General features: G+C 61.3%; 22 protein-coding genes. 13 read left to right on the top strand and 9 right to left on the bottom strand.

Annotated elements, in window-relative coordinates:
• Window positions 1-91: 91 nt before the first annotated feature.
• The 5 genes from VFI82_01890 to rpmH all read right to left on the bottom strand — a co-directional run bounded on the left by VFI82_01890 (window position 92) and on the right by rpmH (window position 3,562).
• Complete coding sequence (locus VFI82_01890; protein HET7183405.1) at window positions 92-634, bottom strand: R3H domain-containing nucleic acid-binding protein; 543 nt, start codon at window positions 632-634, stop codon at window positions 92-94.
• Window positions 635-731: 97 nt separating this feature from the next.
• Window positions 732-2,588, bottom strand: a complete 1,857-nt coding sequence (yidC, locus tag VFI82_01895; protein HET7183406.1) for a membrane protein insertase YidC — start codon at window positions 2,586-2,588, stop codon at window positions 732-734.
• Entirely contained in the window at window positions 2,585-2,863 is a 279-nt protein-coding gene (yidD, locus tag VFI82_01900) for a membrane protein insertion efficiency factor YidD (protein ID HET7183407.1), read from the bottom strand. The genes yidC and yidD overlap by 4 nt, the downstream gene beginning before the upstream one ends.
• Window positions 2,860-3,381, bottom strand: a complete 522-nt coding sequence (gene rnpA / locus VFI82_01905) for a ribonuclease P protein component (protein ID HET7183408.1) — start codon at window positions 3,379-3,381, stop codon at window positions 2,860-2,862. The genes yidD and rnpA overlap by 4 nt, the downstream gene beginning before the upstream one ends.
• Before the next feature lie 25 nt (window positions 3,382-3,406).
• Window positions 3,407-3,562, bottom strand: a complete 156-nt coding sequence (gene rpmH / locus VFI82_01910; protein HET7183409.1) for a 50S ribosomal protein L34 — start codon at window positions 3,560-3,562, stop codon at window positions 3,407-3,409.
• A 576-nt stretch (window positions 3,563-4,138) separates the two neighbouring features.
• On the opposite strand from rpmH, the gene dnaA reads away from it, so the two are divergent.
• From dnaA to lpxC, 10 genes are all read left to right on the top strand, one after another.
• The gene (gene dnaA / locus VFI82_01915; GenBank protein ID HET7183410.1) at window positions 4,139-5,569 is read left to right on the top strand and encodes a chromosomal replication initiator protein DnaA; all 1,431 of its coding nucleotides are present in this window, start codon (window positions 4,139-4,141) and stop codon (window positions 5,567-5,569) included.
• A gap of 575 nt (window positions 5,570-6,144) precedes the next feature.
• Window positions 6,145-7,266: a DNA polymerase III subunit beta gene (gene dnaN / locus VFI82_01920; GenBank protein ID HET7183411.1), complete on the top strand. Its 1,122-nt coding sequence runs from the start codon at window positions 6,145-6,147 to the stop codon at window positions 7,264-7,266.
• 204 nt (window positions 7,267-7,470) lie between these two features.
• Entirely contained in the window at window positions 7,471-7,872 is a 402-nt protein-coding gene (gene mscL, locus VFI82_01925; protein ID HET7183412.1) for a large conductance mechanosensitive channel protein MscL, read from the top strand.
• Window positions 7,873-8,074: 202 nt separating this feature from the next.
• On the top strand, window positions 8,075-8,266 hold the full coding sequence (locus VFI82_01930) for a hypothetical protein (protein ID HET7183413.1): 192 nt from the start codon (window positions 8,075-8,077) through the stop codon (window positions 8,264-8,266).
• A 16-nt stretch (window positions 8,267-8,282) separates the two neighbouring features.
• Window positions 8,283-8,606 carry a hypothetical protein gene (locus VFI82_01935; protein ID HET7183414.1) on the top strand — a complete coding sequence of 108 codons (324 nt, stop codon included), beginning with the start codon at window positions 8,283-8,285 and terminating at the stop codon, window positions 8,604-8,606.
• Between the two features lie 347 nt (window positions 8,607-8,953).
• Window positions 8,954-11,632 (top strand): DNA topoisomerase (ATP-hydrolyzing) subunit B, encoded by a 2,679-nt coding sequence (gene gyrB / locus VFI82_01940; protein ID HET7183415.1) that lies wholly within the window; start codon window positions 8,954-8,956, stop codon window positions 11,630-11,632.
• A 338-nt stretch (window positions 11,633-11,970) separates the two neighbouring features.
• Entirely contained in the window at window positions 11,971-12,783 is an 813-nt protein-coding gene (locus VFI82_01945) for a DUF4349 domain-containing protein (GenBank protein ID HET7183416.1), read from the top strand.
• A gap of 299 nt (window positions 12,784-13,082) precedes the next feature.
• The gene (locus tag VFI82_01950; protein HET7183417.1) at window positions 13,083-13,352 is read left to right on the top strand and encodes a chorismate mutase; all 270 of its coding nucleotides are present in this window, start codon (window positions 13,083-13,085) and stop codon (window positions 13,350-13,352) included.
• Between the two features lie 76 nt (window positions 13,353-13,428).
• Window positions 13,429-13,605 carry a DUF1328 family protein gene (locus VFI82_01955; GenBank protein ID HET7183418.1) on the top strand — a complete coding sequence of 59 codons (177 nt, stop codon included), beginning with the start codon at window positions 13,429-13,431 and terminating at the stop codon, window positions 13,603-13,605.
• Window positions 13,606-13,783: 178 nt separating this feature from the next.
• Window positions 13,784-14,713 (top strand): UDP-3-O-acyl-N-acetylglucosamine deacetylase, encoded by a 930-nt coding sequence (gene lpxC / locus VFI82_01960; GenBank protein HET7183419.1) that lies wholly within the window; start codon window positions 13,784-13,786, stop codon window positions 14,711-14,713.
• A gap of 133 nt (window positions 14,714-14,846) precedes the next feature.
• Here the strand turns inward: lpxC and VFI82_01965 are convergent, their stop codons facing one another.
• On the bottom strand, window positions 14,847-15,593 hold the full coding sequence (locus VFI82_01965; protein ID HET7183420.1) for a PilZ domain-containing protein: 747 nt from the start codon (window positions 15,591-15,593) through the stop codon (window positions 14,847-14,849).
• 130 nt (window positions 15,594-15,723) lie between these two features.
• On the opposite strand from VFI82_01965, the gene folK reads away from it, so the two are divergent.
• On the top strand, window positions 15,724-16,215 hold the full coding sequence (gene folK / locus VFI82_01970) for a 2-amino-4-hydroxy-6-hydroxymethyldihydropteridine diphosphokinase (protein ID HET7183421.1): 492 nt from the start codon (window positions 15,724-15,726) through the stop codon (window positions 16,213-16,215).
• A gap of 77 nt (window positions 16,216-16,292) precedes the next feature.
• Here the strand turns inward: folK and VFI82_01975 are convergent, their stop codons facing one another.
• Window positions 16,293-16,958, bottom strand: coding sequence for a hypothetical protein (locus VFI82_01975; GenBank protein ID HET7183422.1), 666 nt, complete (start codon window positions 16,956-16,958; stop codon window positions 16,293-16,295).
• A gap of 96 nt (window positions 16,959-17,054) precedes the next feature.
• Window positions 17,055-17,639, bottom strand: coding sequence for a Holliday junction branch migration protein RuvA (ruvA, locus tag VFI82_01980; GenBank protein HET7183423.1), 585 nt, complete (start codon window positions 17,637-17,639; stop codon window positions 17,055-17,057).
• A 278-nt stretch (window positions 17,640-17,917) separates the two neighbouring features.
• On the opposite strand from ruvA, the gene VFI82_01985 reads away from it, so the two are divergent.
• The gene (locus tag VFI82_01985; protein HET7183424.1) at window positions 17,918-20,542 is read left to right on the top strand and encodes a protein kinase; all 2,625 of its coding nucleotides are present in this window, start codon (window positions 17,918-17,920) and stop codon (window positions 20,540-20,542) included.
• Between the two features lie 79 nt (window positions 20,543-20,621).
• On the top strand, window positions 20,622-22,283 hold the full coding sequence (locus VFI82_01990) for a hypothetical protein (GenBank protein HET7183425.1): 1,662 nt from the start codon (window positions 20,622-20,624) through the stop codon (window positions 22,281-22,283).
• Between the two features lie 3 nt (window positions 22,284-22,286).
• Here the strand turns inward: VFI82_01990 and VFI82_01995 are convergent, their stop codons facing one another.
• The gene (locus VFI82_01995; GenBank protein HET7183426.1) at window positions 22,287-23,024 is read right to left on the bottom strand and encodes a hypothetical protein; all 738 of its coding nucleotides are present in this window, start codon (window positions 23,022-23,024) and stop codon (window positions 22,287-22,289) included.
• Window positions 23,025-23,098: the final 74 nt, after the last annotated feature.

Below are 23,098 nucleotides of genomic sequence, written 5' to 3' on the forward strand. Positions count from 1 at the left end.
TGGTTTCTGGTTTCCAGTTGCAAGCCGGGTTGAGAGTCCTTCGGCTCGGGCTGGGGTTCCGAGGCCTGCGTATGAATCAATAGACGGTGAATTACCGGCGGCGGCCGAAGCGCGGGGCGGCGGGAGGACGCGCCTTGTAGTCCTTGGGATAGAGAACCACGTGCCGGCCACCCGCTTCCCCGGCGCTCTCGGTGCGCAGGTCGGCATGATCGCGAAGGGCGAGGTGGACGATGCGGCGCTCGCGCGAACTCATGGGGCCGAATTCGTAGGGTGTTCCGGTCTTGCGCACGCGGTCGGCGGCAACGTCGGCGGCCAGCTTCAACTCCTGGATGCGCATGGCGCGAAATCCGCGGCAATCGAAGCTGACGCGGTCGTGCTCCTCCCGGCCCAGGCGCAGCATTTCGATGGCCAGGTGTTCGAAGGCGCGCAGCAGTTCGCCACCGCGTTCCAGCAACAGGTCGCTGTCGGGCCCGGCCAGTTCGACCAGGATGTCGGGCTTCTCCCAATCGCGTTCCTCGGGAAGCGGAGGATCCACGGTGATGCGGTACTTCAGCTTGAAACCGCCCTTGACAATGGCCACTCGGAGCAAGCTTTCGACTTTGCGGGCAGAGGCGACTTTGTCGGCGATCGGCATGAATCTTGAAAGCTTCGCAGTATAGCAAAGAAGGTTTCGGATGTTTCGCAGGTTTCGCCTGCTTGATTGGAAACATCCGTGACCTGCTTCGAAACTCTTACGTCTTCACCGGCACGCCTTTCTTGCGGGCGCGCTTTTCAGCTTCGGCGCGCATTTCCTGCCCGAAGCGCGTGTTGTTCATCCAGTACTGCTGGATGATGGAAACCAGGTTTCCCACCACCCAGTAGAGGCACAGTCCCGACGACAGGTTCCACGAGATGACGCCGAGCATGACCGGCATCATCAGGGTCATGACTTTTTGTTGCGCCGGATCCATGCCGGCTTGCGGCGTCATCTTCTGCACCGCCAGCGTCGTGATGATGATCAGGATGGGTAGGATGTGCAATGGGTCCGGCGAAGAGAGGTCGTGCAGCCAGGCAAAATGCGCCTGGCGCAACTCAATGGCGCTGCCGAGCATGGAGTAGAACGCCACCAGGAATGGGAACTGGATGAGCATGGGAATGCATCCGCCCATCGGGTTGGCGCCCTCGCGCTTGAACAGGGCCGCGATTTCCTGGTTTTGCTGGGAAGACAATTCCATCTTGCCGGTGCGATCGCCGGGCTTCAAGTTGCGGATCTTCTGCTGGTAGCGGCTCTTGATGGCGTTGACCTGCGGCTGCATTTTCTGCATCTTCAGCGCCGACTTCATGCTGGAGAGCCGCAGCGGAAAGACCACGACGTTGATGACGACAGTGAGGATGATGATCGACCATCCCCAGTTCGCCACCACGTGGTGATAGGTCCAGCGCAACCACAGGAACAGAGGCTTGGCGATGAACCCGAGATAGGTGCCGAAATCCACCAGGCTGCCAAGATTGGTGGCCGATTCCCCAGCCAGGGGCGGCGCTTTGACGCTTTGCAGCACGTCGAGATTCTTGGGGCCGGCAAAAAGACGTTCCGAGGTCAGGCCGCTGAGATTGCCGACAGCGGCCCCAACAACTTCCAGCTTGACCTTGTCGCCGTCGGGCTTGGCCGGGTCCTTGGGAATCTCGACGGGATTGCGCAGCATGATGAGCGCGGCATCCTTGGGATCGTCGGGCATGAAGACGGCGGCGAAATACTGATCGGCGGCGGCGCCCCAGGCGAACGGACCGTTGATGGTCCCTCCCCCGCTGACATTCTTCATGGCACGGCGGATCACCTTCTCGCTGCCATGCCAGTTCCTTTCCCCGTTATAGAGATCGATGGTGGCGGCGGCGTAGGCGGCGGGCGAGACCTGGTCGCCGAAGCCGCCCGGCCAGGACGGAAAAGCACGGATCGGCTGGCCGTTCTGCAGGACCGAGGTTTCGATCTTCAACACGTAAGAGTGATCAAAGTGAAACGCCTTGCGAACCACAATGTCGCCATCCGCGTAATCGAAGGTGATGTCGGCGGGCGGATGCAGAACATCACCCGCGCTGCTTGCCGCCGGGTCCTTGCCGCGAGAGGGCACGTAGAGTCCCGCCGACAGTTTTTTGCGCAGGCCCTCGTCATACGTCCACAGCGAGAGCGGGTATCCGAACTGCTGCGCCGCGGCCTGGTGCACGAGCTCGAGGGGATGACCTTCGTCATCCTTGAATTGCTTCAGCACCCACGACTTCACCTGCGCGCCGCGATTGGTGAAGGTGATCCGGTAGAGATCGTTTTCGATCACCGTTTCCTGCTCGGCGGCGGCTTGGCGGTTGGCTGCCGGCTTTGTTGCACCGCGTTTGGCCGCGGCGGGAGCTGCCATCGCCGGGGCAGGGGCGGCAGGAGCGGGCGCGGGTGCGGCTTGGGTAGCGGCCGGCTTCTGCTCGGGCGCGGGCGCCTGCGGCTTGATGTACTTCATCAGCAGCGGCTGCGAGATGAGCAGGACGGCAAAGGTCAGGACGAAGACGAGCAGCAGCCTGCGCTCCGTGCCGGGGTCCTGCTGCGGGTTTTGCATGTTTCCATTCATTCAGGCTTCAGGCGCAAGGTTTCAGGCTTGAGGTCGCGCACACGCGCGGGCGCGTGTGCCACACCGTTCGGCACGGGATCGAATCCGCCGCGCGCCAAGGGATGACAGCGCAGCAGGCGCCAGGCGGCAAGCAGGACGCCTTTCACGGCACCGTGAGAATCAATTGCTTCGTGCGCATATTCCGAGCAGCTCGGGACATAACGGCACGCCGGCGACAGCAGCGGCGAGATCCACCGCTGGTAAGCGCGCAACAAGGTGAGGAGCGCCGATTTCATATGCGAGCCTTTTCGCTGATCACCCGGAAGGCGCGGGCTATCTCCTGGTCCAGAACGGCAAACTCGGCGAGCAGCGCCGACTTCTTCGGGTTTATCACCACATCGACGGGCAGCGCCAGCCCAGACAAGTGGTGGCGCACCGCCTCGCGCAGGCGGCGCTTGATCCGGTTGCGGTCCACGGCGCCGCCGAGGATGCGTCCCACGGTAAACCCGACCCGCGGCCCAGTGACAGTCCCGGCCGAGCGCGGCCCGGCTACATCAGTCCGCTGCAGGTAGAACACGGTCATGTGCGCGGCGAAGTGGCGTCGGCCCTGTTTGTACACGCGCTGAAAATCTGAATGGCGAAGAAGCTTCGAGGTCTTGGCGAAACGCAGCGCATTGCCGGACACGGCGCCGGCGGGCGGCAGGCCGGCGCCAGACGCGTCGTTGCCCGGGCGTTCCGGTGACGCGCATCGGCGCACCGCTTCGAAGGCGGAAGCATCGGCGCGTGCTGCAAAAGAATGGGACAGGGGTTTCACCGCGACATTGACCGCAGAAGGCGGGCTAATCCCGAAAGCCGGGCTTGACCGAGACCCGCTTGCGGCCCTTGGCGCGCCGGCGCGAGAGAACCGCTTGTCCGCTCTTGGTCTTCATCCGGCTGCGAAATCCGTGCGTTTTGGACCGGCGGCGCCGGTTTGGCTGGAACGTGCGCTTCGGCATGAAAAGTGAGTGCTCCTCAGTGGAGAAAATTATGAAGGGGCCAAACTGAAAGTATATCTGACGAGGATACGAAGTGGCTAGCGCGCCTCATTTGCGATTGAGAGATCTGTGATTTACTGATCCCCTCCGTCAACCTCAATCACTCGATCGCCAATGCAGCCACGCCGGTTGAAATTCAACCCGCAGCTCGGAAGCAAAATTGCACCACGCTTGCGTCATTACGAAATCAATACTTGACATGTCGTGTCCAGATGCTGCAATTTTCGCGCTCAATTTTTTTTTTACCGGCAACAATTCCGACACGAAGAAAATTTTCATGCTAGTATGCGCGCAGGTTACGAAAAAGCTGACTGCACTGAATGAGTGCAACTCTGAACCACCTTGCAGTGCCGCATGAAGTCACAGGTACAACACTCCTGAGTCGAGAGCAGTTTTGATCGGCATACGCGGCGCGTGCTGCGCAAGGTGGAATGCAGAGCGTCGGGAAACACAAGTATTCGGCGCGGAAAAAAGAGCGCCGGCCAAGTTTTATGCCGGATGTTCGTCGGCGGAATCCGGTGAGAGATTGGAATCATCATGTCCGTGTCGTCCGCAATCACTGCTGTGAATCCCTGGATGCGCATTCTGGATGCGCTGGAAAAGAAGATCAACCGCCACTCCTACGACACGTGGCTGAAGCCGACCCGTTTCAGTCATACCAGCGATCACACGCTGTTCGTGCTGGTGCCGAACCCGGAGTTCGGACAAATGGCGGAGCGCTACGAGGACCTGATCCTGGAAGCGATGGAGGACTTGGGCCTGGAGTTACAGGACATCGAGTTCGTGACCCTGCCGCCGGTGTCGCCACCGGCGCCGACGGCGGCGGCCAACACCCCGGTGCGGCACGATGGCGGGTTTAATCCCGCCCCATCCCCTGGTTTGGCCGGGACCTCGGCGGCAGCGGCGGGGGTGAAGGTGCAGCAGCAGCAGCGCTTCGACTGGGACAGCGCCGCGCAACTGAATCCGCGCTACACCTTCGAGGCCTTTGTCTGCGGCGCCGGCAACCAGTTCGCCCACGCCGCCGCGCTGGCGGTGGCGGAGAGTCCCTCGAAAGCCTACAACCCGCTGTTCCTCTATGGCGGTGTCGGCATGGGCAAGACGCACCTGATGCAGGCCATCGGGCACGAGGTCAAACGCCATAACCCGCAGATGTCCATCTGCTACTTGTCCAGTGAGCGCTTTACCAACGAGATGATCAATTCTCTGCGCTACGACAAGATGACCAGTTTCCGTGACAAGTTCCGCACCGTCGACGTGCTGCTGATCGATGACATCCAGTTCCTGGCGCAGAAAGAACGGACGCAGGAAGAGTTCTTCCACACCTTCAATGCGCTGCACGAGTCGATGCGGCAGATCATTATCGCCAGCGACCGGCCGCCAAAAGAGCTGGCCGAGATCGAAGACCGGCTGCGCTCGCGCTTCGAGTGGGGATTGATCGCTGACATCCAGCCGCCCGACCTGGAAACCAAGGTCGCCATCCTGCAGAAGAAGGCGGAGTCGGAACGGGTGCAGCTGCCCACCGACGTGGCATTGTTCATCGCTTCCAATATCCGCTCCAACGTCAGAGAACTGGAAGGGGCGTTTATTCGCCTGGTGGCGCACGCATCGTTGACGGGCGGTGAGATCAGCCTGAGCTATGCGCAAACCGTCCTCAAGAACTTCATTGATTCGCAGCAGCGCAAAATTACGATTGATTCCATTCAGAAGGCGGTGGCGGAGCAATTCGGGCTGCGCCTGGCGGAGATCAAGGCGAAGAACAACTCGCGCGCCATCGTGTACCCGCGGCAGATCGCGATGTACCTGGCCAAGCACATGACCGATTCTTCGTTGCCGGAAATCGGGCGCCAGTTCGGCGGCAAGCACCACACCACCGTGCTGCACTCGATTGACAAGATTGACACCGTGCGCAAAAACGACAAGGACCTGAACCGGTTGCTCAACAAGCTGACCGAGACCCTGGGCGGATGACGGGAATGAGGATTGGTGCGAGCACGGCGAGAAGCCGTGCTTTTTTTGTGGCCTCGCGCTGATGGGCTCGCCAAAGATCAGGAGCTTCCTCTCGCTGTGGGTTAAGGAAAAGTCGGTGGTGGCGACAGCCGATGAATCGGCCCTTAGTTCGGTTTTTCCACGGCAGTGGCGCGTAATCCGAAGCAGGCGCTGTGGACGGAATGTGGAAAGCGTGCAACACGGAGAAGTATTAAGGCGGCGGCCGGGGTTATGCTGTGTCAAGCACATTGGAATTCCCTTATGAACAGGGTGTTAAGAGCGCGTAAGTGGCCGACTCGAAGTGATTTGCCGGAGTCTTCCACATTTTCGAGGCCAACGGCTTCTACTGCTGTTTTATTGAATTTTCTTTTGATATAAGTTAAGTCCACAGAAGTAAGCGTCAAAGCAACCCCGAGAGCGCATCCCAGCCGCGCGGTTTCGGGCAGATCGCAAACGGTCACCCTGGATTTCGGGGGACCCTGGTCGGGAGGGGCACCGCAGTGACGGAAACAACCGCGACGCGCGTATCGGAGGTCCCCGAGGTCAAAGGGGGCGTAATGGAAATCACGGTCAGCAAGTCGGATTTGCTGAAAGAACTGACGGCGACCCAGGGCGTGGTCGAGCGCAAGACCACGATTCCCATCCTGTCGAATTTCCTGTTCGAAGCTGCGGGGGATCGGCTCTCGATCACGGCCACCGACCTGGATTTGAGCCTGCGCACCGGTTGCTCGGCCAAGATCAAGAAGGAAGGCGCGTGCACCATTCCGGCGCGGCGGCTGTTCGACTACGTCAAGCTGCTGCCCGACGGCGAAATCGCCATCAAGCTGCTGGAGAACCACTGGGTCAACCTGCGCCTCGGCCGCTCCAACACCAAGATGGTGGGCATGGCGCGCTCGAATTTTCCCAGCCTGCCCGCGTTTCCGGGCGGGACAGCGTTCAAGCTGCCGTCGCAAATGCTGCACCGGATGATCGCAAAGACAATTTTTGCGATTTCAAACGAAGAGTCGCGCTACACGCTGAACGGGGCGCTGCTGGTGCTGAAGCCGGAGTCGATGATCATGGTTGCGACCGACGGTCATCGGCTGGCGCACATCGAGAACACGTCCGCGCGTTTCCACGGCGTTTCGGGCGAGATGCGGATCCTGGTGCCAAAGAAAGCGATGGGCGAGCTGAACTCGCTGCTCAGCGATTACGACGGCGAGCACGTAGAGTTCGCCAAAGACGAATCCACGCTGTTTTTCCGGCTTGGCGACCGCTTGCTGACCTCACGCCAGCTTACCGGGCAATTTCCCAACTACGAGGCGGTGCTGCCGCGCGACAACAGCAAATCCGTCACCGTGCCCACGGAGGCCATCTCGTCGGCCATCCAGCGCGTGGCGCAGTTTGCCGACGAACGCAGCGGGGCGATCCGGCTCAAGTTGGATAAGGGAGAGATCAAGGTTTCGTCGTCGTCGAGCGATGCCGGCGAATCGGAAGACTCGATTGAGACCAGCTACCAGGGCGATTCGCTGACCATCGGCTTCAACAGCCAGTACCTGCTGGACTTTTTCAAAGCCGCCGGCACTGGCGAGGTGCGATTCGAATTCAAAGATCCGCAGTCGGCAGGACAGTTGCGGCCGGAAGAGCCGCCGGACAGCGACTACAAGTACCGCTACATCGTGATGCCGATGAGGATCTGAGCGCCTGCACAGTCAGGACCGAATGGGGGCGAGCCAACCGCCCCATTTTTATTGCTGCCGGAATGTTCCCGCTTGGGGCAGAGTTCGTGTCCGCCTATCGCGGCGGAAGGAATTGCGCCGCTACACCATTGCAGTATGATGCTCCGCCTGGATTTTGTCGTTTGTCTTGGACGGGCCGCAAACCGGCTCTGAGGAGGATCAGCCATGAAAGGCTTCAAGCAATTCCTGTTGCGCGGCAACGTGGTGGATTTGGCGGTGGCGGTGGTGATCGGCGCGGCGTTTGGCACGGTGGTGGCCGCCCTGGTGAAGGACCTTCTGACGCCGTTGATTGCCGCCATCGTCGGCAAGCCGGATTTTTCCGCCTTCTATTTCGACCTGCACGGCAGCCGGTTTCTGTACGGAGACTTCGTGAACGCGGTACTGTCGTTCCTGATCGTCGCGGCGGCCGTGTACTACTTTGTCGTGTTGCCGATCAACACGCTGATCCAGCGTTATCACAAGGAACCGGCGCCGGCGGATCCGACCACGAAGAAATGTCCCGAGTGCATGAGCGAAATTCCGATTGCGGCGCGCAAGTGCGCCTTCTGCACCTCGGCGCTGGCCTAGGCGCAGGGTCAGCACCGAGGAGCAAAACGAAATCAGCGGGAAGGGCACGACTTCAGTCGTGCCGCCCGCGTCTCGAAGACAAATGTCATGTCGAGCGGGCTTCAGCCGGCGAAACGCTTCTACTCCACAACGGCAGCCAGCAATGGCGCGGCAAACCGTACCGGCGCGGAGGCATCTGTTCTAGGGACTACGGGTGGCGCGCATGAAAAACTTCCTGACGGGGCTTGCGCTTGGGCTGCCAGTCGGCATTCTGATTGCCGAGGCGGTGACCAGGGAAGAGCGCTCGGAAATGGCGGAGCAGATGCGTCAGATCTGGCTCGAGGCACGCGCGCGTGCGCAGCAGATTGCCGGTGGCGGGGCGAAGATGGCAGTCAGCATGACCGGAAATGACTGACTGCAGTGGGGGAATCGTGAAAAGTCATCTTGGCGCATTCATGTTTGGCATTGGGCTGGCATTCGCCGGCGCGTTCACCTTCGCGGCTGTGCAACATCGCCGCCGATACATGGCGGGCTGGCGCGAGCCGCTGGTGGACATCAACACCGCCACGCGCGAACAGCTCATGTCGCTCGGCATCGTGGAGAGCCTCACGCTGGATCGCCTGATCGAGAACCGTCCGTATCGCAATAAGCTGGAGCTGCTCTCGCGCTTGCTGGTGTCAGAAGATCTCTACAACCAGATCAAGCACGACATCGTGATTCGTCAAGCTCGGGAAGCGATCAAGGTGGCGGGATAAACAACATGCGCGGTTGGAATGCCGCATCGGCAGATGCGGCTGTAGGGTCCCTTCGACTCGGGCATACTCACCTCGCCCGGGAGATTGAGGCTCCGATTTGTGGTGGAAATCCGGTGCAAAACAGCGCCATTCCGCGGCTCCGGGCGGCCCGAAATCTTAGCCTCGTAAGTCCCGCGTGAACAGCAATTTACGGCCATTCTCCGGCCCCAAAATTCCCTTCCTTTGTGGTAGAATGAAGTTGTTCGGGCACCCACTAAGTGTGAGTAATTTCAATCATTTGACGTGATTTTTGGCGGCCGTTTTCACGGCGCGTCGCAGGCCCGAGCTGTGTTCCCTATCGGAGATTCATGGCGAGCAAAGAGAACGTGAGCGCCACGGCAACCGTCGAGGCGAAAGCGGAAAAAAAGAACGGCAAAGTAGACGCAGAAGTCGCGGGCAAGAGCAGCAATGGCCGCGCTTCCAACGGCAACGGCGACGCCGCCTACACTGCCGACTCCATCAAAGTGCTGGGCGGAATGGAAGCGGTGCGCAAGCGCCCCGCCATGTACATCGGTTCGACCGGCGAGCTGGGGCTGCATCACCTGGTGTACGAGGTGGTGGACAATTCGGTGGATGAGGCGCTGGCCGGATATGCGGACCGCGTCGAGGTCACGATTCATATCGATAACTCGGTCACCGTGGTGGACAACGGCCGCGGCATTCCGGTCGGCGACATGGACATCGACGGCGAAAAAATTCCTGCCGCGCAAGTGGTGATGACCACCTTGCACGCCGGCGGCAAGTTTGATTCCTCGACCTACAAAGTATCGGGCGGATTGCACGGCGTTGGCGTCAGCTGCGTCAACGCGCTGAGCGAAGAGTTGGAGCTGGAAGTATGGCGGCCTGATCAAGGCACTTTCGAACAGAGCTATTCCCGAGGCGAGCCCACCAGCAAGCTGAAGAAAACTGGCAGCGCCGGACGCAAGAGCGGAACCAAGGTCCATTTCACACCCGACAAAACCATCTTCACGGTTACTGAATACAACTTCGACACCCTGGCGCAGCGGCTGCGCGAATTGGCCTTCCTCAACAAGGGCCTGGTGATTACGCTCACCGACGAGCGCTCTACCGACGCCAAGACGGGCGAAAACAAGCGCCTGGAATTCAAGTACACCGGCGGCATCGCCGAGTTCGTGAAGCATTTGAACAAAGGCAAATCAGTGCTGCACGACCGGCCCATCTACATGGAAGCCGAGCGCGACGGCGTGACCATGGAAATCGCGCTGCAATACAACGACGGCTACTCGGAAAACGTTTTCAGCTTCGCCAACAACATCAACACGGTTGACGGCGGCACGCATTTGTCCGGCTTCCGCACCTCCCTTACCCGCACCATCAACTACGCGGGGCAGCAGCTTGGGTTGTTCAAAGACGTGAAGGAGAACCTTACCGGCGATGACGTCCGGGAAGGCCTGGTGGCGGTGATCTCGGTAAAGCTGTCGCAGCCACAGTTTGAAGGGCAGACCAAGGGCAAGCTGAATTCCGACATTGCCGGAACAGTGCAGGCGTTCGTGAACGAGCGCCTGGGAGCGTTTTTCGAGCAGAACCCGCCGGTGGCGCGCAAGATCATCAACAAAGCCATCGAGGCGGCGCGGGCGCGCGAAGCGGCGCGCAAGGCGCGTGATCTGACCCGCCGCAAAGGCGCACTCGACGGCGGGGGATTGCCGGGCAAACTCGCCGATTGTTCCGAGCGCCAGCCGGAGCGCTGCGAACTGTTCCTGGTGGAGGGCGAGAGCGCCGGCGGCACCGCCAAGCAGGGACGCGACCGGCGTTTCCAGGCCATCCTGCCGCTGAAAGGCAAGATCCTGAACGTGGAGAAGGCGCGTTACGACAAGATGCTCGGGCACGAGGAAATCCGCGCCATGATCACGGCGCTGGGCACCGGCATCGGCAAGGATGATTTCGATCCCATCAAGCTGCGCTACGGCAAGATCATCCTGATGACCGACGCCGACGTGGACGGCTCGCACATCCGCACCCTGCTGCTCACGTTTTTCTTCCGCCACATGAACGAGCTGATCAAGCGCGGCAACGTGTTCATCGCGCAGCCGCCGCTGTACGGCATCAAGAAGGGCAAGGCGACGCAGTACATCAAGGACGACCGCGAGTTCGTGCGGGTGATGGTGAAGCGCGCCTCCGAAGGCATCATCGTGCGCTACGGGGAAGGCGCGGCCAAGCTGGAAGGCGCGCCGCTGACGCGGTTCATCACCACGCTGAAGGATTATCTCGATTTCTTCGACAAAGTCTGCAACCGGTTGCGCAGCGAAGCCGTCGCCGGCGTGCTGCCGAAAATAGATCTGGCCAAGCGCGCCGACTTTGAAGGCGAGAAGAGCGCGCCGCCCCGGAAGATCAAAGAACTCGAGAAAGAGCTGAAGAAGATCGCCAAGCAGGAAGAACTCAAGAGCGTGGAAGTGAAGTATGACGAGGAGCACAACCTGTGGCAGGTGCACTTCGTCAACGCCCAGGGCGCCGAGCACGTCATTGGCTGGGAACTGGCCTCCACGCCGGAGTATCGCCAGATGATGGCGAAGTACAAGCAGATCGCGGAGAACATGGAGCCGCCGTTCGTCATCGAGTTCAAGACGCGCGAAACCGCCACCAACGGCAACAAGGAAGAAGAACTCAGCGAGACCGAGAAGGCGGAACTGGAAAAGGCGGAGAAGAAGGCGCCCAAGGCCGCCGCGCGCCGCAAGGGTCCGGAGCTGGAGCCGGTGGAGAAGCCGACCGTCCGCGAGCTCTTCGATTACGTGCTCAACGAGGGCAAGAAGGACTTCACGGTGCAGCGCTACAAAGGGCTGGGCGAAATGAGCGCCGAGCAATTGTGGCAGACCACCATGGACCCCGAGCGCCGCACCCTGCTGGCGGTGAAGGCGGAGGACATCGAGGCTTGCGAAGCCATCTTCACCACGCTGATGGGCGAAGACGTGGAAGCGCGGCGGAAGTTCATCGAAGACAACGCGCTGGACGTGAAGAATCTGGACATCTAGAAGGTCAGCAGTCGGTAGTTGGTAGGGCGGGAGCGAACCCGCCCTTTTTATTTTCTTCAAGAAAACGCTGCAACCTCACGCTGACCTATCGTTCTGTACTCGGAACAATTCTCTCCTTTGATTTGTCTATGCCGTAGTAGGAGGCGGTTATGGCGGGTGCGATCGCAAAATACCGGCAGAATTTCAGCAGTGCATTCATTGTCCTGCTCGCGCTGGGGAGCTTGGCCTGGTATTTCGACGCTCGCCCATGGCAGCAACCTCGTCCGCATTCGACAGCATTGGCCGAATTGCGCGGCGAGCAAGTCCGTCAAAGCGTTTCTGCACCCGCAGCAGGCCCTATGAAGCGAGGCGGTGTCATGGGCGGCGTCATCGGTGGCGTGCCGGGCGGTGTGCCTGCTGGATTCCTGGGAGGAGTGCGTCAGCTCAACGATGAGCTACGGATCGTTCGCACGGCTGACTTTCAGCTTCAGACTGCACGCCCAGCGGAAATGGTTGAGAAATTGGCGGAGCTAGCGGCTCAACACGCAGGCACCATCCAGAACTCGGCTGTGACCGGGACCGAGCGCTCGCAGTGGGCACAGGTGACGATGCAAGTGCCTGTCGCTCACTTCGACGAAGTGCGCCGCCAGGTGCGTCAATTGGCCACCAGCGTCCAAAAAGAGAGCACCGACTCCCGCGACGTCTCGCGGACGTTGACCGACGAAGATGCGAAGCTGCGCAATCTTCGCGCCGAAGAGTCGCAATACCTGGCGATCATCAAACGTGCGAGCCGGGTGAAAGACATCGTCGCGGTAACGGAAAAGCTCAGCGAAGTGCGGGGCGAAATTGAACGGCTGGAAGCCGAGCGGAGGTATTTATCTGGACAAGTGGAAATGGCGGCAATTGCCATCACGATCGGGACCGTCGCGGAGGCGGAGGTGTTGGGCCTGCACTGGCGTCCGCGGTACCAGGCGAGGCTAGCCGTCCTGAGCACACTTTCCGGACTCACTGATTACGCAGACGCGATGGTACAGCTGTTGGTGCACTTGCCGTTGCTCGCGGTTTGGATTTTGACCGCTATGCTCCTCGGCCGGGTGGGTTGGGCGGTATTGCGGTTCCTGGCGCGGCGATTTTTTGTCGGCAAACCTCAAGCAGCGGTAGCGCAGAGCTGACCCGGTTTGAGGCGTTCAATTTCATGCAGTTCTATCTGCAAGCCGCCGCGAAATGAGTGGCAGCCGCGGTCCGGCTAACCCAAATGGCTAATTGACACACCTGCCTGTGACAAGGCATGATGCTCCTGCGCATATGTCTCGCACTCGATTTAGCTACGCCTTTAGTTACCGCTTCTCCTTCGGGAGCAGCGGCTTAGGCGGAGCTTGTGCGTACGCGACCTAGAACCAGCGCAAAGATTCCAGACCGAAGCCGCGAACTCTCAAGGTTCGCGGCTTTTGTTTTTGACAGGAGAAAACCCATGGCTACCCAAATATCCGACTGGCGCGCCGCGATTGATGTTCTCGACGGCCAGCTGCTGCAGCTTCTTAACATCCGCGCCAAGCTTGCCTGCGAGCTGGCCAAGGTAAAGCGCGAATCCGGCGTCGAGATCGTGGATCCCGAACGCGAGCAGCAGGTGCTGGCCCGCGTCCGGCAGGGCAATAGCGGCCCCTTCGACCACGATGCCATTACGCGTATCTTCCAGAGCATCATTGCAGAAGCGCGGCGCGTCGAAGCTGCCATCGAGTAAGGATTGCGGAATCGGGTAATTGCCGAATTGGGTAAATTGCGGCAACCCCCGACGTACCTGTGCCCTCCAATCAGAGATGCTGACTTGGGCGATCATCTTTGCCGTCTGCGCTCTGATCTTCGGATTGCTGGGCTTCTCCGGCCTGGCCGCGGGCTTTGCCACCATCGCGCGTTTCCTGCTGGCGCTGTTTCTGATTCTGCTGGTGCTGGTTCTGATCTTTGGCGGAACGCTGTTCCACCCGGCCGTTCATTGAGTTTCCCCCCATCAAGTAGCCACTAACGGGATGTTAGCAGTGTGATGCCTGCGTCCAAAATGACCTCAAGTGTGGTGAATTAGCCACAGCCAAGGAATCACCCGCCGATGTAATCTCTTCATCGTAAAATAGTTAGAGAATACCGAAACTGGATCCGGTCGGCGCGGGTCTAATCGGTATGGCTGCGCGGAAAGTGAGCGCGACCTCCCTTCTGGCATACGAACAGACAATCCGCAGCGCGGTTGAATGTCACGGCGTAGGCTTGCATTCGGGAGCGCCCGTGCATTTGCGCATCCTGCCGGCGGCGGCGGGCACCGGCATTGTCTTTCGCCGCCTGGACCTGGATGGATTCCTGGTTGAAGCCATCAGCCGCAACGTCGCCCGTGTCAGCTACGCCACCAGCTTGATGAAGAAAGGCGTGCTCATCTCCACCACTGAGCACCTGCTATCGGCGTTGATCGGCCTGGGCGTGGACAACGCCATCGTCGAACTCGACAACCTGGAGCTGCCAATTCTGGACGGCAGCGCGCGTCCGTTCATGGACCTGGTGATGAGCGTCGGGCTGAAGAAGCAGAGACGGCGCCGGATTTACCTGCGCATCCGCCGCGAGCTGGAGCTTCGCGAGGCCGGCAAATCGCTGGCGGTGTATCCTGCGCCCGGCTATTCGGTTTCCTACACCATCAATTTTCCGCATCCGCTGATCGGCCGCGAAACCTTCGAAGTGGAACTTTCCGACGGCCAATACCGCCGCGAGATCGCGCCGGCCCGCACTTTCGGTTTCTTGGAGCAGGAGAAGGCCATGCGCGACCAGGGCCTGATCCGCGGCGCCACGCCGGAAAACGTCATCGTGCTCACCCGCGACGGCGTGGTCAACGGACCTCTCCGCTACCCGGACGAATTCGTCCGTCACAAGGTGCTGGACCTGATTGGCGACCTGGCTCTGCTCGGACGTCGCATCATCGGCCGCGTTGTGGCTGACCGCGCCGGCCACGCCATGCACACCGCGCTGGTCTCTCGCCTGCTGCGCGACCGGACGTTGTGGGAGGAAACCGAGGAAGACACGTCCGGGGAGCTCGCCTATTCCGGCGCGGCGGAACTTCGTACTTAAGACGATCACTGAACGGACTAGCCACTGATAACCACACGCGATGGCGTGTGCGTATCGCCGTTGGAGCGCGCACGCCCTCGTGCGCGAACACGCCGCCCTGGCGAGGTGCCTACCCGAAGTTAGAACACGCAATTCAGCTTTGCCAGAACCTGCGTTTCTCGCGCGCCGGCTGGGCCGGCTTCTTTTCTGCCGTCATCGTCTGGGTAAACCAGCGCGCCATATGTTCTTTGACGGCGTAGGGCGTGTTTTCAAAACGTACGCCGGCCAATCCTTCGCCATCCGCCCAAGCGATGGTCCCCGGAGTCTCAATCCAAGTCTTGGTTCCCGGCAGCATGAAATGAACCATGGCAACCGCCTTGGTGTCCGGCGGCTTCGACTTGAGGTTCAGCGCCATGCCCCCTTCGCTCAGGTTGACCGCAGTGGCCATCAGGTCAAAGCTGCGGCCGGTGTCTTTGTCTTCAAACTTCAGCGTGACCGCCATGTCCACCGGGTGGCGGTAGTAGCGGCGGCGCTCGGCCAGCATCATGCCGTGGACGGCGCGGAAGCTGTGCTTGGCGCGGTCGGCGGTGATCGGTTTCTCCAGCGCCAGGTTGGCGCCCAGCTCGAAGGCGATGCGCACGCTGGTGATGCCGTTGATGATGGCGAAAGTAGTGGAAGTCTTGTTGGACGGGCTCTGGCGTACCGTGCGCAACACGTCAACCGCGCCCTGGACGTCGTCGCAGTCGATGATGATAGCGTCCCACTTGCGGCGCGCCAGCTGCTCGCCTGCCTTGTCGGACCCGTTGCAGACCTCGACGTCGATCTCGAGGTCGGTGAGCACCCGCCGCAAGACGCGGATTACATCATCGTCACGGCTGAGCAGCAGTGACTGTAACGCCATGAATGCCCTAACCCCGCAGGAGGCGCTGAGCTTCGATTCTATGCCATGTGACAACAGTTCGCATTGTCCAACAAGTTACTATCGTGTCTCTCTTGCTCCGTGACGACGAAAACTGGAAACTAGGGCGAGCATGCGCAAGAACGTGTATCTCTCGCTGGGTTCCAACGTGGGCGATCGCGCCGGCAACCTGCGCGAGGCCCTGCGCCGGCTGGGGGAATTGGGCGAGGTGGCCGCGGTCTCCTCGTATTACGAAACCGAGCCCGTCGATTTCCTGGCCCAACCCTGGTTCCTGAACTGCGCCGTCGTGGTCGCAACCGACAAAATGCCGCGCCAGTTCCTGGGTGCGCTGCAGAAGATCGAGCAGGAGATGGGACGCAAGCGGGTGCAGCCCAAAGGTCCCCGGGTGATCGACCTCGATATCCTGATGTTCGGTTCGGCGGTGGTGGATACCGCGCAACTGACCATCCCGCATCCGGCGATGCACGAGCGCCGCTTCGTGCTGGAACCGCTGGCCGAGATCGCGCCTGAGGCCCGTCACCCGGTCTTCAAGCGGACCGTGCGCGAGCTGCGCGACGCGCTACCTCCGGGACAGCAGGTGAAGAAGGTAGCTGGTAGTTCGTAGCTGGTGGGTGGGAGCTGCTGACTCAGGAAACTCCTGGTTCTGCAGACTTCCCCGTTCGACGACCAGCGGCCAACTACCTACCACGGGCGGTTTTCGCCGCTCCAATTGGGATGCGTTTCGGGGACGACCACTACCTGGAAGACGCCGCCGATGTCGGCGGGATCATCGTGGCCGTTGACGAATGAAACCTCGCGCTCCTTGCCGGTGCGCAGCGGGTCCACAAGTTTCATTTCCTTGATCTGGAACATGCGCTGGCCGTTGGGGTAGATGTACTCGTCGTAGGTGACGGCGCGAACCACCAGCGCGCGTGATTTCCAGAACAGCAGCACCGGCCGGCCGAGACGCAGGGGCGCGATCAGGTCGTCGGGAATGGTGGGCGCGCCGGAGACGATGTGCGACTCCAGGCGCACGTGCCGTCCATCGTCGAGCACGTAGCCGCCGTTCACCCACTTAGCGAGCGACTCCAGGCTAGGTGCTTCGTCGATGCAGACCTCGCCGTAATTGGCTTTCTGCACCCAGGCATTCTGCTTGATGGTGACCTGCTGCGACTTCAGCATTGCCTCGACGGCGACCGCCCATGCCCAATTGGTGCATTTCTGTGCCGGAGTGGGCAGCCAGAACACCGCCAGCTCGACGTTCTGGTCCTGCAAGCGCACCAGTGGCGCGGTTTTGGGCTTCTTGCCCGCCGCCAACGGCAGCGCAATCGCAATTGCGAAACACAGGATCAGACCGCGGCGAATCACAGACCGCAGCCTAACGCCGATGGAACACAAATGGTAGTTGGTAAATGGTAGCTGGGGGCCGGCAGATGCTGGCTCGGAGGTTGAGCAGTGACAGGCTTATTTCGATAAGCCCGCCAGCGCATCTCGAAACAGCGTGTCGAAGCTCCGATCGTTATCGCCGCGTGCGGCCGCCGCGACCGCGCGTTCGGCTGCCGCGCGCTGGTATCCCAGGTTCACCAGCGCCGACAGCACATCTTCTTCGGCGGGGGTGGCGGTTGCGACCGCCGGCGCCGCGCCAAAGCCTTCCAGCTTGTCGCGGAGTTCCAGCACCATGCGCTCCGCGGTTTTTTTGCCGATGCCGGGAATGCGCGTGAGCCGCGCGACATCGTTACCGCGGATGGCGCTCACCATGTCCGCTGTGGGCATGCCGCTCAGGATGGTGATGGCCAGCTTGGGCCCGATGCCGCTGACGGAAATCAGTTTCTCGAACAGCTGCTTCTCTTCCGCTCGCAGAAAGCCGAACAGCGCAATCGCATCCTCGCGCACATGGGTATGGATGTACAACGCGACATCGTGACCGGAGGCGGGCAGGTCGGAAAAGGTCGGCACCGTGATGGTGACGTCGTAGCCGACGCCGCCGGTTTCGACGATCGCCTGGTTGGGGTGCTTGGCGATCAACTTGCCGCGTAGGTGGGCAATCATGTGAGGCTAAGGCTCCAGGCACAAGGCTCTAGGCTTGGGGAATATTAGACCGTGCTGCCGTTCGCATGCACGCTCATTCAGCAGCTGCGAAAATTTGTACTAAAGCCCGATTCACTTTTCGTCTGCGTATCGCCGTTGGAGCGCGCACGCCCTCCTGCGCGAGCACCCGCGTCGCGCGTGTATATCGCCGTTGGAGCGCGCACGCCCTCGTGCGCGAGCATTTGACCGTTCCCGTTGCTCCCTCGTACGATGACTCAATCTTCGTGGGGCAGCCGTAAATGGAAGGACAAGTCGTTTCACACTACCGCATCCTGTCGCGCCTGGGCAGCGGCGGCATGGGCATCGTTTATGCGGCGGAAGACACTGTCCTCGGCCGCCAGGTGGCGCTTAAGTTCCTTCCTCGGGACACGGAGGCTGACCCGCACGCGCTGGAGAGGCTACGCCGCGAGGCGCGCGCCGCCTCGGCGCTCAATCACGAATCCATTTGCACGATTTATGAAGTCGGCGACCACGACGGCCGCCACTTCATCTCCATGGAGCTGCTGGATGGCACGACGTTGGACGCGCGCCTGCGTTCCGGCCCGCTGCCCGTGGGCGATGTGCTCGAGATGGGCATCCAGATTGCCGATGCGCTGGACGCCGCACACCAGCTCGGCATCGTTCATCGCGACATCAAGCCGGCCAACATTTTTGTGACCAAGCGGGGACGGGTGAAGGTGCTGGATTTCGGGCTGGCAACCGTGCACGTGGATCGCCATGCCGCGCAGACCGTCACCGCCTCCGCACCGGACCCGCGCCTGACCAGCCCCGGCACGGCGGTCGGCACCGTCGCCTACATGTCGCCGGAACAGGCGCGCGGAGAGGACCTGGATCCGCGGTCGGACTTGTTTTCCTTTGGCACCCTGCTGTACGAGATGTCCACCGGCGTCCTTCCCTTCGACGGCAAAACCACGGCCGTGATGTTTGCCGCCATATTGGACAAGACGCCGGCGCCGGCGTCCTCGGTGAATCCGGCTGTGCCGGCCCGGCTGGAGGAGATCCTGGAAAAATCGCTGGAGAAGGAGCGCGATCTCCGCTACCAGACCGCGGCCGAACTGCGGGGTGACCTGAAGCGCTTGAGGCGCGACACGGAGTCGGGTCGCACGGCGGCGGCGCAGCGCAGCAGCAAGTCAATTCCGGCCGCGGTGGCGACGAAGAAGAAATTATGGCCGATCGCGGCCATCGCGGCGGGCCTGATCATTGTCGCGGCACTTGGGGCATATTTTTATTCCGCGCGCACCAGGCCGAATGTGGTTACGCCACAGAACTTGACGATTACGCGGTTGACTGACAACGGTCACGTGCATGATGCCGCTATTTCGCCGGACGGAAAGTGGCTGGCCATGATGCGCCATGACGCCCACACCGCCGCTCTCTGGGTGAAGCAGGTCGCCACCGGCGCCGAGACGCGCGTCGTTGAACCGCAGGAGGGCGACTTTTCCGATCTTGCCTTTAGTCCCGACGGTAACTACCTCTACTACGCGTTTCGCGCCGAGGGGAAGGCGCAGGAATCGGTATACGTGATTCCGTCACTCGGGGGTGCGCCGCGCGTGGTGATCAGCAACACCTCAACCGGTGTTGCTCTCTCGCCCGACGGCCGGCAGGTTGCCTTCCTGCGCGAAGTGGGCGGGCGCGACCGGGTTCTAATCGCCGACGTCAATGACAATGGCGAGAAAGTCGTCGCCGAGTACCCGCATCTTTACAAGGTGCCGCCCTCCTGGTCAGCGGATGGCAAAACCCTGCTGCTGACCGTCGACCTGTTTACCGAAAAGGGCTTGGGGGCGTTGCTGCTGCAGCCGGTTGCTGGTGGACGCGCGCGGGAAATCGCGCAGCATGGACAGGTTCCGGCAGCGCAGTGGCTGCCCGACGGAACCGGGATAGTGTGGCTGGAAAAATCGCCGGAGACGCAGGGCCGCTCGCAAATTTATTTTCGCGCCGAAACTTCCGGCCCGCCCGTTCGCCTGACCAATGACCTCAACGATTATGGCGACGTGCTCAGCGTCGTCCACGACGGGAAAGGAATTGTGGCAGTGCAAACCGAGGCGACCACGACCGTGTACGCCGGCGATATCGCCAGCCTTGCCGGTTTCGACCAGCTGCAGCCGGTGACGGGCGCATCATCGGAGCGGGACGTGGCCGACTGGACCCCCGAGGGCAAGATCGTGGTTCAGGATGATTCCGGACATTTGGCGCTGCTCGACCCGGATGGGTCCGGCATTGTCCGCCTGCCGACCCAGGATTACAGTGTCGCCGCCAGCGTTTGCGGCGATGGCAAGTCATTCCTCTACTCGCGCCTGACGCACAATGCCCTGCACGTTGCGCGCGCTCCGATTGGGGGCGGACGCGAAACCGATCTGACCTCTGGCCGCATGGACTATCAACCGGTCTGCTCTCCCGACGGCGCCTGGGCGTTGTATTTGACCCACGATAGCGGCGCCTGGAAGTTGATGCGGGTTTCCACCTCCGGCGGCAACAGTGTTGTGGTCGGCGAAAACGGGCCCTGGTATCCGAGCATCTCCGGCGATGGCAAGTACATCGGATGCCGGGCGGGCAATGACGAAGACCATCCCAAATACGTGGTGATGAACGCCGAAGGGGGCGCGCCGGTGCACGAGTTCGACGCGCCTCCCGGCGCCCGTCTTTTTCAGCTTGCCCGCGACACCTCCGGCTTCTATTACTCCCGGCGCAATGGCGACGTCGACAATCTGTGGTATCAAGCGATGGCGGGAACTCCGCCGCGGCAGGTGACTCACTTCACCAGCGACCACATTTACGCCTTTGCATTTTCGCGCGACGGCAAGCGCCTGGCGCTGACTCGCGGCAACGACAAACAGGATGCCGTCATGCTCAGCAACTTCCGTTGACGCAATGGAAATGGGAGTTGCAGAAAATTGAAACCAAGGGGGATTCCTCCCCGCAAAATTCACCTTAGGAGGATGGCACATGAGGTCCTGCCGTTACGCAACGCTGAAAATTGTATTGACGCTCGCAGTGCTTCTTCTCTCAGGCGCTGCCTTCGCGCAGCACGAGCACGCCGCCGGCTCCGGCAAGTCGGTGTGCGGTGAGAGCGGCTTCGGGGCGGCGCATCACCCGGTGAAGACGGCCAGCGCCGAGGCACAGAAGTTATTCGACCAGGGCCTCGCGCTCGATTACGGCTTCAACCACAACGAGGCGGAGAAATGTTTTCAGCAGGCCGCGAAGCTGGATCCGGACATGGCGATGGCGTACTGGGGAATCGCGCTGGTCGTGGGACCGAATTACAACCTGCCGGTTGATGCGGAACGCGAAAAGCAGGCCTACGAAGCCATCCAAAAAGCGCGGCAACTCGCCGCCAACGGCCCCGCGGTCGAGCGCGACTACATTGAGGCGCTGGCCAGGCGCTACACCAACCAGCCGACGAAGGACTATCACCCGCTCGACGTTGCCTACAACGATGCCATGCGCGATCTGGCGAACAAATATCCCGACGACCTTGATGCGGCCACACTCTTCGCCGAGAGCGGCATGAACCTGCGCCCGTGGAGGCTGTGGAAGCACGACGGCACGTCGGAACCCGGCACCGAAGAAATTGTCGCCACCCTGCAGTCGGTGCTGCAGCGCGATCCCGATCATCTCGGCGCGAACCATTTCTACATTCACGCCGTGGAGGCCTCGAACCATCCTGATGTTGCCCTGCCGTCGGCGGAGCGTCTTGCCGGCTTGGCGCCGAAATCCGGCCACCTGGTGCACATGCCAGGTCACATCTACATCCGCACCGGCATGCATGAAGTCTCTGCCAAGACCAACGTCGCCGCCGCCTCCGCCGACGAGGCCTACATCGCGGAGACCCAGCCGCAGGGCATTTACCCGATGATGTATTACACCCACAACCTGCACTTCATCGCTTTCGAGAACGCAATGATCGGCCGCTACGCGGATTCACTCGCGGGCGCCAAACGGGTGCAGGAGCATGTTGGGCCGCACGTCAAGGAAATGGCGCTGCTCGACAGCTTCAATTTCATGCCGTTGCTGGTGATGGTGCGCTTCCGCAAGTGGGACGACGTTCTCGCCTTGCCGCAACCCGACGACGCTCTCCCCATGAGCAATGGAGCGTGGCACTACGCGCGCGGCCTGGCGCTCGCCAGCCGGGGCAAGCTGGCGGAAGCGAAAGCAGAACTGCAAGCGCTGCAGAAACTCGCGCCGGCCATGGCGAAGGTCCCCACCATGGCCCCTGGACCGAACAACGCAACCATAATTCCTGCTCTCGAAGCGCATCTGGTGGAGAGCCGCATCGCCTGGGCGCAGGGCAACAAGGACGCCGCCATCCAGCACATGCGCGAAGCGGTCAAGCTGCAGGACGACATGGATTACACCGAGCCTCCCGACTGGTTTTATCCGACGCGCGAGTCGCTCGGCGGCGAGCTGTTGCAGGCGGGCCGCGCGGCGGAAGCGGAGAAGGTTTTTCGTGACGATTTGCAGCGCAACCCGCGCAATCCGCGCTCGCTGTTTGGGCTGATGCGCGCGCTCCAGGCACAAGGACGCGAGCACGACGCCGAGTGGGTCGGCCAGCAGTTCGACGCCGCCTGGAAGGATGCCGACACGAAGTTGAGAGTGGAAGACCTGTGAGGGCTATCCGCGCCGCTTGTAGTACACGTTGAATTCGAAACCCGGGTTGGGCGGGAACAGGGCCGCCACCGACCTCAGCCGCTCGGCGAGGGCATTGGGGGCGAGCAAGGGATATTCTCTTTCGCGCAGGTCGTAGTAATCGACGTCGAGAAAAATTGCCAGCATGTAAATGGCGATGGCGTCGGCGAAGGCGGCGGTCAAGTACTCGTTGCGCGCCTTCTCCGCCTGCGGTCCCGGCGTGGTCGCCGCCTTGCGCGATTCAAAGGCATCGAGCGAGGTCTCTCCGCGCACGCGGTCTTCCGCCTGCTTCCACATCATGTCGGCAAACGTCTCTGCCACCCCTGCCTGCTCCACGAAGGCGTGCGCCACGTTGATATAGAACTCGAACGCCACCGAGAAGCGGTCATCCATCAGGCGGGTAGAGATGAACACGCACTGCGAGTCGCCGATATTCAGGTTGCGGTGACAGACTGCGCTGTCGCTGAGGGTGACGTCGTAGCGCTCCGTGATCAGGGTTTCGTCGTTCTGGCTGACCGCCAACGGCACAAAGTAATACGCCTTGTGGTGCAGCGCCGCGGCGATGATCCTGGGGACGGCGGCCACCATCCGCTCCAGGTCGGCGGCGTTCACCGTCACTTCTCCCATCGCGGCGTAGCAGACGCCGTTGGGAGCTTGCGAAACCGGAGCGCGCCGGATTACCTCGGCGGGAGTCAACGTAGTTGCCTGTGTCGTTTCAGCCATGAAGAAGTCAGCGCGGGTCATCTGGTGCGACCGCTATTGGAACACACCACGGAATTGCCCGCTTACCCAGTCCC

It is taken from the genome of Terriglobales bacterium (genome assembly GCA_035691485.1).
GTDB lineage: Bacteria > Acidobacteriota > Terriglobia > Terriglobales > Acidobacteriaceae > JAIQGF01.

Bases quoted from the DNA above. Each gene is read 5' to 3' on its own strand.
- VFI82_01890 (HET7183405.1), bottom strand. From the start codon at position 634: ATGCCGATCGCCGACAAAGTCGCCTCTGCCCGCAAAGTCGAAAGCTTG.
- folK (HET7183421.1), top strand. From the start codon at position 15,724: ATGCGCAAGAACGTGTATCTCTCGCTGGGTTCCAACGTGGGCGATCGC.
- VFI82_01955 (HET7183418.1), top strand. From the start codon at position 13,429: ATGCTGACTTGGGCGATCATCTTTGCCGTCTGCGCTCTGATCTTCGGA.
- VFI82_01950 (HET7183417.1), top strand. From the start codon at position 13,083: ATGGCTACCCAAATATCCGACTGGCGCGCCGCGATTGATGTTCTCGAC.
- VFI82_01965 (HET7183420.1), bottom strand. From the start codon at position 15,593: ATGGCGTTACAGTCACTGCTGCTCAGCCGTGACGATGATGTAATCCGC.
- VFI82_01995 (HET7183426.1), bottom strand. From the start codon at position 23,024: ATGGCTGAAACGACACAGGCAACTACGTTGACTCCCGCCGAGGTAATC.
- dnaN (HET7183411.1), top strand. From the start codon at position 6,145: ATGGAAATCACGGTCAGCAAGTCGGATTTGCTGAAAGAACTGACGGCG.
- yidC (HET7183406.1), bottom strand. From the start codon at position 2,588: ATGAATGGAAACATGCAAAACCCGCAGCAGGACCCCGGCACGGAGCGC.
- dnaA (HET7183410.1), top strand. From the start codon at position 4,139: ATGTCCGTGTCGTCCGCAATCACTGCTGTGAATCCCTGGATGCGCATT.
- VFI82_01945 (HET7183416.1), top strand. From the start codon at position 11,971: ATGAAGCGAGGCGGTGTCATGGGCGGCGTCATCGGTGGCGTGCCGGGC.
- VFI82_01930 (HET7183413.1), top strand. From the start codon at position 8,075: ATGAAAAACTTCCTGACGGGGCTTGCGCTTGGGCTGCCAGTCGGCATT.
- gyrB (HET7183415.1), top strand. From the start codon at position 8,954: ATGGCGAGCAAAGAGAACGTGAGCGCCACGGCAACCGTCGAGGCGAAA.
- lpxC (HET7183419.1), top strand. From the start codon at position 13,784: ATGGCTGCGCGGAAAGTGAGCGCGACCTCCCTTCTGGCATACGAACAG.
- VFI82_01990 (HET7183425.1), top strand. From the start codon at position 20,622: ATGAGGTCCTGCCGTTACGCAACGCTGAAAATTGTATTGACGCTCGCA.
- ruvA (HET7183423.1), bottom strand. From the start codon at position 17,639: ATGATTGCCCACCTACGCGGCAAGTTGATCGCCAAGCACCCCAACCAG.
- mscL (HET7183412.1), top strand. From the start codon at position 7,471: ATGAAAGGCTTCAAGCAATTCCTGTTGCGCGGCAACGTGGTGGATTTG.
- VFI82_01985 (HET7183424.1), top strand. From the start codon at position 17,918: ATGGAAGGACAAGTCGTTTCACACTACCGCATCCTGTCGCGCCTGGGC.
- yidD (HET7183407.1), bottom strand. From the start codon at position 2,863: ATGAAATCGGCGCTCCTCACCTTGTTGCGCGCTTACCAGCGGTGGATC.
- rpmH (HET7183409.1), bottom strand. From the start codon at position 3,562: ATGCCGAAGCGCACGTTCCAGCCAAACCGGCGCCGCCGGTCCAAAACG.